This is a genomic window from Paenibacillus sp. J2L1-98 (genome assembly GCF_056269405.1).
Genome location: NZ_JBWDNW010000007.1, coordinates 86873 through 101162 on the forward strand (window position 1 = coordinate 86873; position 14290 = coordinate 101162).

Below are 14290 nucleotides of genomic sequence, written 5' to 3' on the forward strand. Positions count from 1 at the left end.
GTGAACTGGATGAAAATCGGATTAACCGGCGGTATTGCCAGCGGTAAAAGCACTATCGCAAAAATGCTTATAGAACGCGGTGCGCTGCTGGTCGATGCCGATCAAGTCGCAAGAGAGGTTGTCCTTCCCGGAGAACCGGCATTAGAGGCAATTGCCTCTACGTTCGGACAAGCTGTTCTTGAAGAGGACGGCTCACTTAACCGGAAAGCGCTCGGGGAGATCGTATTCCGCGATAAAGCCTCGCTGGCGAAACTCGAAGCGATCACCCACCCGGCCATTCGTTCGAGAATGCAGCAGCGTATACATACGTACACGGAGCAGTTTCCCGAGCGATTAGTCGTTGCGGATGTACCGCTCTTGTACGAAACCGGGCAGCAAAATTTGTACGATGGCATTATGGTTGTCTATGTGCCTGCTGAGATTCAGAAAACGCGTTTGATGGAAAGAAATCATTTGTCTGACGAAGAAGCAAGCCGCCGGATCGCGCTGCAAATGAATATCGAGCAGAAGAAGAAAAATGCGGATTGGGTCATCGATAACAGCGGAACGCTTGCGGAGACGGAGCGTCAGCTTGACGATTTTTGGAAAAGTCAGTGCTTGCCATGAGAATGCTTCTAAAGAAGAGAGTGTTTCTTGTACTGCTGCTGGGGCTTATGATGATTCTATTTCTCAAATCGGATTGGCTCGCAACATGGATGTATCCGGTTCATTATAAGGAAGACATTCGTGCAAGTGCTTCTAACTACGGCGTTGAGCCCCACTTGGTAGCTGCAATCATCCGGAGCGAAACAAACTACCGGACAGGCCAGGAATCGAGGAAGGGCGCTTTAGGATTGATGCAAATCATGCCTGAAACGGCGGATTGGGTCGTTCAAAAAGCGGGCTTTAAGGAAGTAACGGAAGACATGCTCCGGCATCGTGCGGATGTTAGCATTGAGGTTGGCGCGTGGTATTTGAAATCCCTTGATCAACAATTTGATCACAATAAGGTCGCTGCCATAGCCGCATACAACGCGGGACCAGGCAATGTGCGGAAGTGGCTTGATACGGGTGTGTGGGACGGGACGATGGAATCGGTGAAGCAAATACCGTTCGGCGAGACGAGGCACTATGTACAACGGGTCATATACTATTATAATAAGTATAAGGATATTTATCCGAGCTTCTAAGCGTTCGTCATTAGCTTAGCGAATACGAAAATACAATGAAGCCTTGGAGGCCCGTTACTTATGAACGGGCCCGGCCAAAGCATCCTTTATTCATACAACTTGTAATGAATCATTATTTGTATTGACCAGCAAGGGATTGCTCGGCAATTTGCACTAGGCGACGGGTAATGAATCCCCCGATGGAGCCAGCGTCTTTAGTTGCCATGTTGCCGTAGTATCCGTCTTGCGGAATCGCGATGCCTAGCTCTTGAGCCACTTCAAATTTCATTTGGTCAAGTGCAGCTGTCGCTTGAGGTACAACCAATTGGTTACTGCTGCGGGATGCGCTCATGTATGTTCACCTCCTTGCGGTTGGTAAACGTATTATGTGCAAAAATCAAAACTTCATTACAGGAATTAGATGGAAATTAAAAATGATTTAAAAAGGCCAGTTTCAAAGGCTTTTGTGACTAAGAAAGGAGGCAATACGCAACATGAAATGCCCATACTGCGACTATGCCGGAACGAAAGTATTAGACTCCAGACCGGCCAACGAAAACAAATCAATTCGTCGCCGTCGTGAATGTGAAAAGTGCAGCCGCCGCTTCACGACATTCGAAATGATTGAAGAAACGCCTCTAATCGTCATCAAAAAAGACGGAAGCCGCGAAGAATTCAGTCGCGACAAAATATTACGCGGTCTTATCCGCGCCTGCGAGAAGCGTCCTGTGCCCGTAGAACGGCTGGAGGTTATCGTATCCGAGGTTGAGAAGGAGCTGCGCACAACAGCTCATGCCGAGGTTGACAGCAGCGATATCGGCGCAATTGTCATGAACCAGCTTTACCCTGTCGACGAGGTAGCTTACGTCCGCTTCGCATCCGTTTATCGTCAATTCAAGGATATCGATATGTTCATGAAGGAGCTCAACAACCTGCTCTCCAAGCATCCGCTCAATGGTATGATAGATAGAGATTGACAAATCTTACTACCCTGTGTTAAGATCAATCTTGTCGTCATTTGGGGCCTTAGCTCAGCTGGGAGAGCGCATCGCTGGCAGTGATGAGGTCAGGGGTTCGATCCCCCTAGGCTCCACCAAATAATACATTCAAGTCCACGATTAAGTTCGTGGACTTTTTTTATTTGGTGGAAAGCCCAGGGGGCGAACCCCGGGGTTCAGTCCGCACGTATCCTTGACTAAAACCGATATGGCGAACGTTAGTTCTTGTCAATATATATATTAATGCTATAATATAACCAATATCAACCAATTATAAAGGGGATAAATCATGATGAATGAGGACTTTCCAAGAAATATTGATAAATCAGGCTATACATTGGTATTTCATGATGATTTTGATGACGGTGAGCTGGACCGTACGAAGTGGCTACCGTACTATTTGCCTCAATGGAGCAGTAGAAAGAACTCCCAAGCAAACTACAGATTTCAAGAAAGCCAACTCGTTTTACAAATTACTGAAGATAAATTACCTTGGTGTCCTGAATTTAACGGGGACGTTAAAGTTAGTAACCTCCAGACAGGAGTATTTTCCGGCCCTGTAGGAAGCGAATATGGGCAACACAAATTCTCACGAGACTGTATCGTTCGAGAAGAGCAATCTGTCGAACGACTATTTACGCAGCAGTTCGGATATTTTGAAATACGTGCCAAAGGATTAAGAAATCCCAATAATGTTTGTGCATTTTGGATGATTGGGTTTGAGGATCAGCCATATAAATCAGCTGAACTATGTCCTTTTGAGCTGAAGGGCTGGAATGTGAATACTGATCAATGCAAGATAGGATTTGGTATCCATTCTTTTGGTGACCCATCCATTCACGAAGAGTTTTTCGAGAAACAATTTTCGATTGACCCTACCAAGTTTCATATTTATGCTCTTGATTGGACAGAGCACGGAGTCGATTTTTATATCGATAACAAACTCATACATAGCTCAATGCAATCTCCGAAGTATCCGATGCAATTGATGCTGAATATTTATGAGATTCCGCCACAAGAGAGTGGTTCAACAACGAAACCCGAGTATCCAAGTGAGTTTGTAATTGATTATGTACGTTGTTATCGGAAGATTTAAGGTCTTGGGTAGTGAACAGGGGTTCGCCCGCGCGGACGGAACGGATGATTAAGCTTCGAAGAAGTTACATCGAGTGCAGGAGCACGGCGTCTGAATCTACCGCTAAAAGTCCCCGTAGACTAAGATTCGTCAGCCATTAAATCAAGATTCGGACATCCTATAATGGAAAGACGAGCTAATACGAGTCGTATCCCCCTAGGCTCCACTAAATACAAACTTTATTGGTTTTAGTTTTTTACGCTTAAGGAATCTTCGAAGCCATGATTTCCGAATTTTCTTTTTATGGATACTAATAAAGTCTGAATAATTACTGAATTAAAAGTTGCCACGCTACGGGAAGGGGTTGAGGATGAATTTAAATTGACAATCGATGATTATACATGGTATGTAATAAATCAAATCGTTTTAAGATTATTAGGTCGTAATTATGGAGATTTCTTATGCCGACAATTAAGGATGTTGCAAAACAAGCCAATGTTTCAGTTGGAACCGTATCGAAATTTATTAACGGATATAAAATTAAGAAAAGTAATCAAGAGAAGATTGAACAAGCTATAAAATTATTAAACTTTACATCTAACCCAATTGCCCGTGGTCTTCGAACAAGTAAAACATACACGGTAGGTGTTCTGATTCCTCGTATAACTGATATTTTTTGTACTCAGGTCATCGAAGGGATTGAAGAGGTCCTTAATCCCATGAATTATGGAATTGTGATTTGCAGTGCAAACGATAATATTGTTCAACAAACAGAAAAGTTGACCTACCTTAAGAACAAGATGGTAGATGGTCTTATTGTCATGCTGGTAAGCTCCACTGAACTTAATCATAGTGTCATTATGGATAAAGATATTCCAGTAGTATTAATTGATCGGCTCGTAAAGGGACTGAGCCTTGATGCAGTAGTATGCGATAATGTGAATGGCTCTTATTCTGCTGTAGAAATGATGATTAATAAGGGCCATCGTAAGATCGGGATTATTGCGGGTCCCAAAGACATTTATACCGCCCAAGAGCGGTTAAATGGTTATATACGAGCAATGGATGATTACAATATAGAAGTTATTGACGATTATATTGCATATGCTCCTTATACAAGAGATGGCGGAAGAGAGGCAATCAATAAGCTGTTAGATCTTAAAGAGAGACCAACGGCTATATTTACAACTAACTATCCAACGACTGTTAACTCTATGAAAGTTCTAATGGAACGAGGGCTTGTTATAGGTGAAGACATATCGTTGTGTGGCTATGATCAGACTGAATTGTTTGAAATGTTTAATCCTCCATTATCCGTTGTTGTACAACCTACACGGGAAATGGGGATTGAAGCGGGAAAAATACTGCTTCAAAGAATGAATGGGGAGTACGACGGGGCGCCTCAGATAAAACGACTAAAAACTCAGTTGCTTACTTCGGAGTCAATTAAGACAATTGGTTAGTCCAAATTAATAATTCCCCATCAAAATGATGAATGTATGTTTTAAAGGATTGGTTTAATTGTGGAATCCCCCCTGCGAAAATCAACATAGGGGGGATTTTGTATTATCGAGAAAATTTCTTCCAAGAGGAAGCAGTCTCAGCGACGGCCAATTTCAATTTGTCGAGGTTGCTGATGCCTTCGGTCTGCAGCCACTGATAGAACTTCTCCTTACCTTCTTCGGCGAAAGGCCTCACCGCATCATTCCAAGTTGCTCTTCCGCACAACACACCACAAAATTCCGATTTAGCTTCTTTGGCGAAATACAACGTGTCAATAAACTGTTCATTGGTGACACCACCGCTCAGATAAATGAATGGCAATTTACTTTTTTCGGAGCTGCGAAAATAGAATTCAGCCGCCTCATCTTTTGTGAACACTGGTTGATAATTGCTGTATTGCTCATAACCTTGAATATTGAAGATCGAGACCGGCACTTCTACTTTAAGCAGGTCAATGCCGTACTCGGGCTTCGAGAATTCTTCCATGAAGTATTCAATAATGGCAGGTTTTGCTTTTGTAAACTCCGCACTCTTTGCAGAAAGGCCCGCAGCACTGTACGATACCGGTTCTAGAATGAAGAGCAGGTCGTTTTGTTTACATTCATCGCCAACGCGTTTAATAAAGGCATTTTTTATTTTGTTAAACTGTTCTTCTTCGTTTGGATCGTAGTAGATAAGGAGCTTTAATGCCGAAGTGCCTTCACGAACAAGATCTTGAATTGCATAATCATCGACCAGGTTAGGCAGCCGTCCTTTACCGTTTTCGTCATAGCCGGTCTTTTCATACGCCATGATAAGTCCGATATCTTTATTCAGTTTTGTTACAGCTTCCCAACCGTACTCCGGGTCAAGCAGAAGGGAGGAGGAATAATTGCCGAGAACTTCACTGATTCCAACCTTGAATTGGCTCAGTCCTTCTTCGTAAGAGAGATTCGCGTTATACTTCTGAATCATTTTACCGAGGGACCCCCTTTGGTCCATCGCAGTTGCAAGAATGATGCCGTCTTTGTCCGAAATTAGTTCCAACCCTTTTTGTTTACCTGGTGTTAGTTTGATCATGTCGAGCCTCCCTATATGATTTAATATTTTATTAAGCTAAAGGCGGTCTGCAACTAAGACAAACGAAGCGGATGCGCCACGATTATTTTAATCCAAAAAATGAATCGTTTCAAGTTAAATTTTAAATAAAGTCTTTCGTAAAGTGAATAAAAGGAAAGTTAAAGTAACTAAAAATAAGTAAAAATAAAAATATTGCAAAAAAGTATTGACTGAAAACGGAATCAAGCAGTATATTTGAACGTGTAAAGCGGTTTCATTATTTTATGTCATCACAATAAAATGAATCGATTCAAGTTTGAGTGGGTGAGAAATTGACTACAATCAAGGATGTGGCAAAGCTTGCGGATGTATCTGTTGGGACGGTTTCAAGGTATATCAATGGATACAAAATTAAAGCAATCAATCAGATCAAGATCAAAGACGCAATAATGCAGTTGAATTTCACATCTAATCCAATAGCTAGGGGGTTAAGAACAAATAAGACTTTTACAGTTGGAGTTCTTATTCCAAGAATAAGTGATTTGTTTTGTACCCAAGTGATTGAGGGGATTGAGGAAGTACTCATCCCAACAAATTATGGAATTGTCATTTGTTGTTCCAATGAGAATCTAATTCAGGAAGCAGAAAAGCTAAGGTATCTTAAGAACAAATGTGTAGATGGAATTATTGTAATGCCAGTAACATCCGTTGAACTTGCGATTGATGAAATTGTTGAAGGCGGAACCCCGGTTATATTAATTGATCGCTTAGTCGATGGTTGTGAGCTGGATGCGGTTGTATGTGACAACGTCAACGGTGCATATATGGCTATTGAGATGCTCATCAACAAAGGGCATCATAAGATTGGCATTATTGCAGGACCACAAGAAATATACACGGCTAAAGAACGGTTGACGGGATATTTTCGAGCAATGCAGGACTACAACATTGAAGTGAAGCATGAATATATCGTTTTCTCAAAATATTCTCATAACGGTGGTATTGAAGCTTTTAATCAATTGATGAGCTTGCAGGATAAACCAACGGCAATACTCACAACAAACTATCCGATCACTGTTAATTCGATGAAAGTGTTGATGGAGCAAGGCTTACAAATAGGCAAGGATGTTTCTTTATGCGGGTATGACCAAACAGAACTATTTCAAATGTTTAATCCACCTTTGTCAGTCGTAGTACAACCATCACGTGAAATCGGCATACAAGCTGCAGAAGTGTTATTGAAAAGAATCGAAGGGGATTATACAAGGTTTCCACTGATTCAAAGGCTGAAGACCCAACTAAAGGCAACAGATTCGGTCAAAACTATGTTTTAGACCGGGTTTTCTATAGTTTGTTGCAATATTTTTTCGAAATAAAAGGAGGAAGAAAAAGATGAAAAGTATTTTAAAGGGTGGTCTGAAAGCGCTTTTAGTTTCATTTGTAGTTCTTTTGGGTGCTTGTGGTAATAACTCAGCCCCAACAGGCGATACAGGAACTTCTACTCAAGCTGAGAACACTAGCTCGAAAAAGATTGTTATTGGAGCATCGCTATTGACTCAACAACATCCATTCTACGTCTCGCTTAAGGATGCAATGGAGGCTGAGGCAAATGCAAAGGGTGTCGATATTCAAGTTTCAGTAGCTAACCAAGACCTTAATAAACAGCTTTCTGATATTGAGGACTTTATTACAAAAAAGGTTGATGCAATTATATTGAGTCCAGTTGACTCTAAGGGCGTGGCCGGAGCGATCAGTAAAGCAAAAGCCGCTAACATTCCTGTAATTACTGTGGATATTGCAGCTGCTGGTATAGAGACGGACGCGCACGTAGCAACTGACAACTTAGAAGGCGGTAGGATTGCTGGGGATGAAATGGCAAAAGCAATTGGCAAAAAAGGAAAGGTAGCGATCATTTCGTACCCTACCGTACAATCGGTTATTGACCGTGTAACTGGTTTTAAGGAAGCAATTTCTAAATATCCTGATATTGAGATTGTTGCTGAACAACCAGGCATCACACGTCCTGAAGCATTGACTGCAGCACAAAATATGATTCAATCTAACAGCGATCTTGCGGGAATCTTCGGTTTCGGTGATGATGCCGCGTTGGCAGCAGTTGCAGCGATTAAGGCTTCAGGCAAAGAAGGTCAAATTAATGTAATTGGTTTTGATGGCATGCAAGAAGCAAGAGATGCTGTTACAAAAGATAAAGCATTCTTCTCGGTTATCACTCAACACCCGGATGAGATCGGGAAGCAAGGTGTAGATGCCGCGTTAAAGGTCATTAATAAAGAGTCTGTTGAGAAAGTAATTCCGATCACACCAGGTGTTTTTGCTAAGGATGGAGAGAGGAAGTAAGGTGTTTGCAATATGCCTTCCTGGTGCATAACCAGGAGGCATATCATTATCTGATTAGAGGTGTTGTTATGAGTGGAGAAACAATACTGGAATTGAGAAACATTAGGAAGTCGTTTGGAAGTGTGTTGGCTCTTCAGAAGGTTGACTTGAAAATAAAAAAAGGACAGGTGCATACCCTTTTGGGTGGGAATGGAGCAGGGAAATCCACTCTTATGAAGATTATTTCTGGTGTCCATCAGCCAGATCAAGGTGAAATCGTTTATAAGGGTGAAATTATTCGACTTCAAAATCCGAAAGATGCACAAGAACGAGGAATTAGTATTATTTATCAAGAACTTAGCTTATGTCCTAATCTGAGTGTAGCTGAAAATATTTATGCAAATCGCGAGCCGGCCAATGGTTTTTTTATCGATGATAAAAAATTAAATCAAACTGCGCAAGAACTGCTGAAGCAGATGGAGTTAGATGTATCACCCACCACACTAGTAAAGGATTTGAGTATTTCCCAACAACAAATGGTGGAAATTGCAAAGGCGTTATCCTTTAAATCAGAAGTGATTATTATGGATGAACCAACTTCTGCTCTGAGCAGTAAAGAAACAGAGATTTTATTTCATAATATTGAAAAATTAAAAGCTCAAGGTGTGGCAATTATTTATATCTCTCATCGAATGGATGAACTTCTTCGGATATCAGATGAAATTACAGTCATGCGAGACGGCACTTATATCGATACAGTAGAAAAAGCTAATGCTGATATAAATAAATTGATCCACATGATGATAGGTCGGGAACTTACAGACGTCTTTCCGAAACGAGATTATGATGTAGGCTCGAAAATGATATTAGAAATTCAAAACTTTAATAAAAACGGAAAGTTTGAACATATTGATCTCTCCGTAAGAGAAGGCGAAATACTGGGGATTTTCGGATTAATGGGCGCTGGCCGATCGGAACTTGCGGAAGCTATCTTCGGCATTACCAAGCCCGATAGCGGGAAAATGAAGATCAAGGGAAAAGAAGTGGTAATAAGAAAACCACAAGATGCAATCCGTAATAAAATTGCTTTCATTACTGAGAATCGTCGAGAACAAGGTCTTGTTGTATCAGACACCGTGAAAAGAAATATAACCGTTTTGAGTTTAGACAATCTAATATCCAAAACGGGATTGATTAATGATTCGTTGGAAAATAAGGTATCACAAAATGCGGTTGTAAGCTTAAATATTAAAACGTCTGGTATTAATCAAACCGTCCGAAACTTGAGTGGGGGAAATCAGCAGAAGGTTGTTTTAGCAAAGTGGTTAGAAACGAATCCGGACATTCTAATCCTCGATGAACCAACGAGGGGTATAGATATAGGTTCGAAAAATGAGATCTACAGACTCATGAGACAACTGGCCCGCAAGGGGGTTGCGATCATTATGATTTCTTCGGAACTTCCGGAAGTACTGTATATGAGTGACAGGATGCTTATTATGAGAAACCGACAAATTGTAACTGAGGTATCACATGAAACGACTACGCAAGATGAAGTCATGCTTTATGCGACAGGAGGGAAATAGCGTGATGAAAAGCAACAGTATGGCACTGGTTAAAAAGAATTGGAAGTTGAGGGATCTTTCGTTTATAAAAAATTACGGTGGTATTCTTACCGGGCTCGTTATGCTTATGATTATTTTTTCGATCTCATCTCCGGTTTTTCTTTCCGTCAACAATTTATTAAATATCATACTTCAGGTTTCAATTATTGCGATATGTGCTTTTGGGATGACGTATGCTCTTATTATTGGCGGAATTGATTTGTCGATAGGATCAACGATAGCTTTGTCGGGTACAGCCGCGGCTTTGTTGCTGCAAATGAATCTTCCATTTCTAGTCGTGATTCTGGCTGTTCTGGTGATTGGGGTTTTATTAGGTGCTTTCAATGGTGTGTTGATTTCTAAACTCCATATTCCAGCCTTTATCGTTACGGTCGCAACGATGGGCATCTTCCGTGGAATCGCTTATATCACGACTGATGGTATACCTGTATCCATTAGCAGTCCTTCTTTTTTAGCACTCGGAAATAATGCTTTTCTTGGAATACACATTCCAATCTTAATTCTTATAGCACTTTTCATTATTAATCATGTGATTTTGTCGAAAACAAAATTTGGAAGACGTGCTTATATCAGCGGTGGTAATGAGGAGGCCGCTGTGTATGCAGGCATCAACGTAACCAAAATAAAAATTTGGGTTTATGTTATTACAAGTTCAATGGCTGCTATCAGTGGTTTAATTCTTGCATCACGTCTATATTCAGCTCAACCGAATGCAGCGGTCGGCTATGAGCTTGACGCAATTGCTGCGGCTGTACTTGGAGGAACTAGTCTAAGTGGCGGTAGCGGACGCATGCTGGGTACCTTGCTTGGCGCAATTATTATTGGCGTTATTAACAACGGTATGAACTTGATGAATGTTCCATATTTTTATCAGTTAATTGTAAAAGGGTTAGTCATATTGGTTGCGGTTTATGTTGATGTCAGAAATAAAAAGAGACTGGCTTAAGGAGAAAACGAGATGGCGGAGATTCTAACAATAGGTGAGATTTTAGTTGAGGTAATGGCTAAGGAAGTGGGTCAAGAATTTTCAGAAACAGGAGAATTTCAAGGGCCATTCCCTAGCGGGGCACCGGCAATATTCATTGATCAAGCTGCCAAGTTAGGCAGCTCGTGCCGAATTTTATCAAAAGTCGGCGATGATGGTTTTGGCAGGATTAATGTAAACCGGTTGAAAAAGGATGGTGTGGATGTAAGTCAAATTGGACTTCTGTCCGAGAAAACGACAGGTATTGCATTTGTCACGTATAAACCAGATGGCGGACGTGATTTTATCTATACGATTAAAGAGTCAGCCAGCGCTTATATTTCGAAGGATGATGTAACGGATGAGTTATTTGAAGGTTGTAATTATTTGCATATTGTAGGTTGTTCGGCTTTTAATGACGAGATGATGTCTGTGCTGCGTAAGGCTATCATCATCGCCAAGCAAAAAAACGTTAAAATCTCCTTCGATCCAAATGTGCGTAAAGAACTTATGGAAAATAAGGATTTAAAGCAATTTGTTTTATTTGCTTTGGAAAACTGTGACATCTTTCTTCCAGGCCAAGAAGAGCTGCAATTCATTACCGGAAATAATGATGAAGAGTCAGCGGTACGGGCCATCCTGGGTGAAAAAGCTGCATGTGTTATCGTTAAAAGAGGAAGCAAAGGGTGCAGAGTATATGAGGCGGATGGTTATATCGACTTAGCGCCCCATGAAGTCAATGAGGTCGATCCCACTGGGGCTGGTGACTGCTTTGCAGGGGCCTTAGTATCGCTACTCAATCAGGGTTGGTCTATTGCCGAGGCAGCAAAATATGCAAATGCCGCAGGTGCCTTGTCTGTTACAAAAAAAGGTCCGATGGAAGGCACCGTTACACTAGAAGAATTAGATGCTTATTTGGCCGCTTGAAAATTATGAACGAACAAAAAATCAGCTTTGGGCATTATGCCTAATGCTGATTTTTTTCGTTGTACATAGCGAAACGAAACTAAACGAATTATTTTGCAACAAAACAAAACTTTGTTGTTGACATTTCTTTGCTTAGAAACTATGATACATATGAAACGAAGTTAAAGATAACTAAACGAAGTTAAACGAAATTAAAGAAAATTGTTTACCAAAGTATTTTATATCCATAACGAAGTAGTAAATATTTTTTGCGAAAATGTAAGCGTTAACTTGATTTCTTGTAACTCTTTTAGGAGGTGATGAAGCTCTGTAATTACATTGCTTTAACAGTGATTTTTGTTAGCGGTTTCATTTATTAAAGGGAGGTTATTATTTTGAAGAAAAAATGGAGAAACAAGACTTCGATCGTGTTGGCGTGTCTGATGGTGTTTTCAATTTTATTGGCTGCGTGTTCGTCAGGTAATAACTCCGGAAGTAACACAAAAACACAAACGGGTAATGCCACAGCAACGGAGCCGAAAGAGAAAGTTACAATAACTGCAGCCATGCAACAACATACGGCTGTAGATGCCATTAAGGCAATGCTTCCTGAGTTTGAAAAACAAACTGGCATTCATGTGAAATTCGATATTCTGCCTCAAGAAGAACTTCACTCCAAAACTGAGCTTGCCCTTGCTTCTAACTCTGACCAGTATGACATTGTCATGATGGATATGATGTTTACAACCCAATATGCAAGAGTTGGTTGGGTCGTTCCAATTGATGATTACATCGCTAAAAATGAAGAGACGGTACAATCAAACGATTTCATGGAAGGGTTCTTGAACGCCTTCAAATGGGAAGATAAGACGTATGGTTTTCCTTTCTATGGTGAAAGCACGATGTTGATGTATAACAAAGAAATGTTCGAACAAGCCGGGATTAAAAACCCGCCAGCGACAATCGACGAGTTGGTGGCTAACGCAAAAGCACTTACTAAGGATGGCAAATACGGGATTGCACTCCGCGGTGCACGTGGTGAAGGCATGAACATTTATGTATGGGCTGGTTTCTACAATGCTTATGGCGGTAAATGGTTGGAGAATGGACAGCCTGTTGTGAACAGCCCAGAAGCTGTAAAAGCAACGGAAGTGTACGCAGACTTGATTAGAAATTACGCTCCGCAAGGCGGCGCTAATTTCAGCTGGGACCAAGTGCAGCTCGCCGTTCAGCAGGGAACTGTAGCTATGGCAATCGATGCGACGAACTTTGCGCCGCGTGTAGAGAGCCCGGAAAACTCGAAGGTTGTAGGGAAAATCGGTTATGCGCCAGTACCTAGCGGACCAGCAGGTAACTCTCCAAGCGTATATACAGCAGGTTTGGTTGTTCCTAAAGGTTCTAAACACCAAGAAGCGGCATTCCAATTCGCGGCATGGGCAACGAGCAAAGAGATTCAGTTGAAGACGGCTATTGATGGTCTTCGCGGTGATGCAACTCGTAAGTCGGTATGGGAAGACCAAGGCTTCAGGGATAAGTACAACTATCCAGGCTGGATTGATGTGACGATTGCAAGCATGGATAAGGCAAATCCGGATTATCGTCCTCGCGTAAAAGAGTGGAAGCGACTGGGTGACCGTCTGGGCATTGCAGTCAGTGAAGTGTTGGCCGGCAGAAAAGCCCAAGAGGCACTGGATCAGGCGCAAAAAGATGTCGAACCATTTTTTCAAATGAAATAAAGAGAATGCACATGCGGGCGGTTTGTAGACCGCCCTGCGTGTGAGTTATGGAGGGGAATCAGCATGAATGTATCCAAGAAACGGTTAAAGTTATTGCTTGAATTAGAAACAGATTCTGCCTATCGGGTTTTAATCGCACCAATTTTTATTTTTCTTTTAGCCGTAACTGTTTTTCCGACCCTGTATGCCCTATATACAAGTTCACAATACTACCTGTTGTCTGAGCCTTTTAACAAACATTTTAACGGCATTGGAAATTACCTATACATGTTTCAGGATTCCCGATTCTGGGGTTCTTTGAAGATTACTTTTACCTTTATGCTTTCTTCCCTCATCATTGAAATGATCCTTGGAGTAATTCTGGCTCTTCTTATGTCTAGAAAATTTTTTGGCAGCGGCTTGGCAAAGACTCTTTTCCTTTTGCCTACGATTACAACACCGGTAGTCGTCGGGTTGATCTGGGTTATGTTGTTCGATCCGCAGTTTGGTTTCATAAATTATGCACTTGGTCAATTAGGATTTGAACCGCAAGCTTGGTTAGCCGGTGAAAATACAGCTATTTGGGCAGTGGTTGCAGTAGATGTATGGGAATGGACGCCGTTTGTCGGTCTCGTTGTTCTTGCTGGCTTACAGTCACTTCCTGACGAGCCTTATGAAGCGGCAACCGTTGATGGTGCTTCATCGTTTCAAAAGTTCTTACATCTGACCTTACCGTTAATTAAACCTTACCTTGTGATAGCGTTCGTGTTCCGTTTTATGGATTTGTTCCGCTGGTTCGATACGATTTATGTCATGACCAAAGGCGGACCGGGTACAGCTACGGAAACGTTAAATATGTTTGGTTACCTTACCGGCTTTAATTTCATGAACGTGGGATATGCAGCGTCTCTGGGACTTACCATGCTGTTCATCATCACCTTTATTTCGAAAACTGTAATTAACTTGGCTAGGAAGGGGTGA

14 protein-coding genes and 1 tRNA gene are annotated in these 14290 nt (G+C 41.5%); 13 read left to right on the forward strand and 2 right to left on the reverse strand.

Annotated features, from left to right (window positions below):
• Nucleotides 1-9 precede the first annotated feature (9 nt).
• The gene (gene coaE / locus AC0YNZ_RS15340) at nucleotides 10-606 is read left to right on the forward strand and encodes a dephospho-CoA kinase (protein WP_475827432.1); all 597 of its coding nucleotides are present in this window, start codon (nucleotides 10-12) and stop codon (nucleotides 604-606) included.
• A complete protein-coding gene (locus AC0YNZ_RS15345) occupies nucleotides 603-1169 on the forward strand; it encodes a lytic transglycosylase domain-containing protein (RefSeq protein WP_475827433.1) in 567 nt (188 codons plus the stop codon). The genes coaE and AC0YNZ_RS15345 overlap by 4 nt, the downstream gene beginning before the upstream one ends.
• Before the next feature lie 112 nt (nucleotides 1170-1281).
• On the opposite strand, the gene AC0YNZ_RS15350 is transcribed toward AC0YNZ_RS15345, so the two are convergent.
• Nucleotides 1282-1500, reverse strand: a complete 219-nt coding sequence (locus AC0YNZ_RS15350; protein WP_056636109.1) for an alpha/beta-type small acid-soluble spore protein — start codon at nucleotides 1498-1500, stop codon at nucleotides 1282-1284.
• A 142-nt stretch (nucleotides 1501-1642) separates the two neighbouring features.
• On the opposite strand from AC0YNZ_RS15350, the gene nrdR reads away from it, so the two are divergent.
• The 4 genes from nrdR (at nucleotide 1643) to AC0YNZ_RS15370 (ending at nucleotide 4684) form a co-directional block, all read left to right on the forward strand.
• The gene (gene nrdR, locus AC0YNZ_RS15355; protein ID WP_056636107.1) at nucleotides 1643-2125 is read left to right on the forward strand and encodes a transcriptional regulator NrdR; all 483 of its coding nucleotides are present in this window, start codon (nucleotides 1643-1645) and stop codon (nucleotides 2123-2125) included.
• A gap of 43 nt (nucleotides 2126-2168) precedes the next feature.
• Nucleotides 2169-2244: transfer RNA gene (locus AC0YNZ_RS15360), tRNA-Ala, on the forward strand.
• A gap of 191 nt (nucleotides 2245-2435) precedes the next feature.
• A complete protein-coding gene (locus AC0YNZ_RS15365; RefSeq protein ID WP_475827434.1) occupies nucleotides 2436-3242 on the forward strand; it encodes a glycoside hydrolase family 16 protein in 807 nt (268 codons plus the stop codon).
• 440 nt (nucleotides 3243-3682) lie between these two features.
• Entirely contained in the window at nucleotides 3683-4684 is a 1002-nt protein-coding gene (locus AC0YNZ_RS15370; protein WP_475827435.1) for a LacI family DNA-binding transcriptional regulator, read from the forward strand.
• Nucleotides 4685-4787: 103 nt separating this feature from the next.
• Here AC0YNZ_RS15370 and AC0YNZ_RS15375 read toward each other — a convergent pair whose 3' ends face one another.
• A complete protein-coding gene (locus tag AC0YNZ_RS15375) occupies nucleotides 4788-5783 on the reverse strand; it encodes a tagatose 1,6-diphosphate aldolase (RefSeq protein ID WP_475827436.1) in 996 nt (331 codons plus the stop codon).
• A 311-nt stretch (nucleotides 5784-6094) separates the two neighbouring features.
• Here AC0YNZ_RS15375 and AC0YNZ_RS15380 point away from each other — a divergent pair, with 311 nt between their 5' ends.
• From AC0YNZ_RS15380 to AC0YNZ_RS15410, 7 genes are all read left to right on the forward strand, one after another.
• Nucleotides 6095-7096 (forward strand): LacI family DNA-binding transcriptional regulator, encoded by a 1002-nt coding sequence (locus AC0YNZ_RS15380; RefSeq protein ID WP_475827437.1) that lies wholly within the window; start codon nucleotides 6095-6097, stop codon nucleotides 7094-7096.
• Between the two features lie 58 nt (nucleotides 7097-7154).
• Nucleotides 7155-8120, forward strand: coding sequence for a substrate-binding domain-containing protein (locus AC0YNZ_RS15385; protein ID WP_475827438.1), 966 nt, complete (start codon nucleotides 7155-7157; stop codon nucleotides 8118-8120).
• Nucleotides 8121-8188: 68 nt separating this feature from the next.
• Nucleotides 8189-9685 carry a sugar ABC transporter ATP-binding protein gene (locus AC0YNZ_RS15390; RefSeq protein ID WP_475827439.1) on the forward strand — a complete coding sequence of 499 codons (1497 nt, stop codon included), beginning with the start codon at nucleotides 8189-8191 and terminating at the stop codon, nucleotides 9683-9685.
• Between the two features lie 19 nt (nucleotides 9686-9704).
• The gene (locus AC0YNZ_RS15395; RefSeq protein WP_475827591.1) at nucleotides 9705-10670 is read left to right on the forward strand and encodes an ABC transporter permease; all 966 of its coding nucleotides are present in this window, start codon (nucleotides 9705-9707) and stop codon (nucleotides 10668-10670) included.
• Nucleotides 10671-10682: 12 nt separating this feature from the next.
• Nucleotides 10683-11615 carry a sugar kinase gene (locus AC0YNZ_RS15400; RefSeq protein WP_475827440.1) on the forward strand — a complete coding sequence of 311 codons (933 nt, stop codon included), beginning with the start codon at nucleotides 10683-10685 and terminating at the stop codon, nucleotides 11613-11615.
• Nucleotides 11616-11989: 374 nt separating this feature from the next.
• Nucleotides 11990-13330 (forward strand): ABC transporter substrate-binding protein, encoded by a 1341-nt coding sequence (locus AC0YNZ_RS15405; protein WP_475827441.1) that lies wholly within the window; start codon nucleotides 11990-11992, stop codon nucleotides 13328-13330.
• 63 nt (nucleotides 13331-13393) lie between these two features.
• Nucleotides 13394-14290 (forward strand): carbohydrate ABC transporter permease, encoded by an 897-nt coding sequence (locus AC0YNZ_RS15410; protein ID WP_475827442.1) that lies wholly within the window; start codon nucleotides 13394-13396, stop codon nucleotides 14288-14290.

What these genes read in the sequence shown, in the direction of transcription:
- AC0YNZ_RS15345 (WP_475827433.1), top strand. Translation starts at nt 603, where the DNA reads ATGAGAATGCTTCTAAAGAAGAGAGTGTTTCTTGTACTGCTGCTGGGG.
- AC0YNZ_RS15385 (WP_475827438.1), top strand. Translation starts at nt 7,155, where the DNA reads ATGAAAAGTATTTTAAAGGGTGGTCTGAAAGCGCTTTTAGTTTCATTT.
- nrdR (WP_056636107.1), top strand. Translation starts at nt 1,643, where the DNA reads ATGAAATGCCCATACTGCGACTATGCCGGAACGAAAGTATTAGACTCC.
- AC0YNZ_RS15350 (WP_056636109.1), bottom strand. Translation starts at nt 1,500, where the DNA reads ATGAGCGCATCCCGCAGCAGTAACCAATTGGTTGTACCTCAAGCGACA.
- AC0YNZ_RS15410 (WP_475827442.1), top strand. Translation starts at nt 13,394, where the DNA reads ATGAATGTATCCAAGAAACGGTTAAAGTTATTGCTTGAATTAGAAACA.
- AC0YNZ_RS15375 (WP_475827436.1), bottom strand. Translation starts at nt 5,783, where the DNA reads ATGATCAAACTAACACCAGGTAAACAAAAAGGGTTGGAACTAATTTCG.
- AC0YNZ_RS15400 (WP_475827440.1), top strand. Translation starts at nt 10,683, where the DNA reads ATGGCGGAGATTCTAACAATAGGTGAGATTTTAGTTGAGGTAATGGCT.
- coaE (WP_475827432.1), top strand. Translation starts at nt 10, where the DNA reads ATGAAAATCGGATTAACCGGCGGTATTGCCAGCGGTAAAAGCACTATC.
- AC0YNZ_RS15390 (WP_475827439.1), top strand. Translation starts at nt 8,189, where the DNA reads ATGAGTGGAGAAACAATACTGGAATTGAGAAACATTAGGAAGTCGTTT.
- AC0YNZ_RS15370 (WP_475827435.1), top strand. Translation starts at nt 3,683, where the DNA reads ATGCCGACAATTAAGGATGTTGCAAAACAAGCCAATGTTTCAGTTGGA.
- AC0YNZ_RS15395 (WP_475827591.1), top strand. Translation starts at nt 9,705, where the DNA reads ATGGCACTGGTTAAAAAGAATTGGAAGTTGAGGGATCTTTCGTTTATA.
- AC0YNZ_RS15365 (WP_475827434.1), top strand. Translation starts at nt 2,436, where the DNA reads ATGATGAATGAGGACTTTCCAAGAAATATTGATAAATCAGGCTATACA.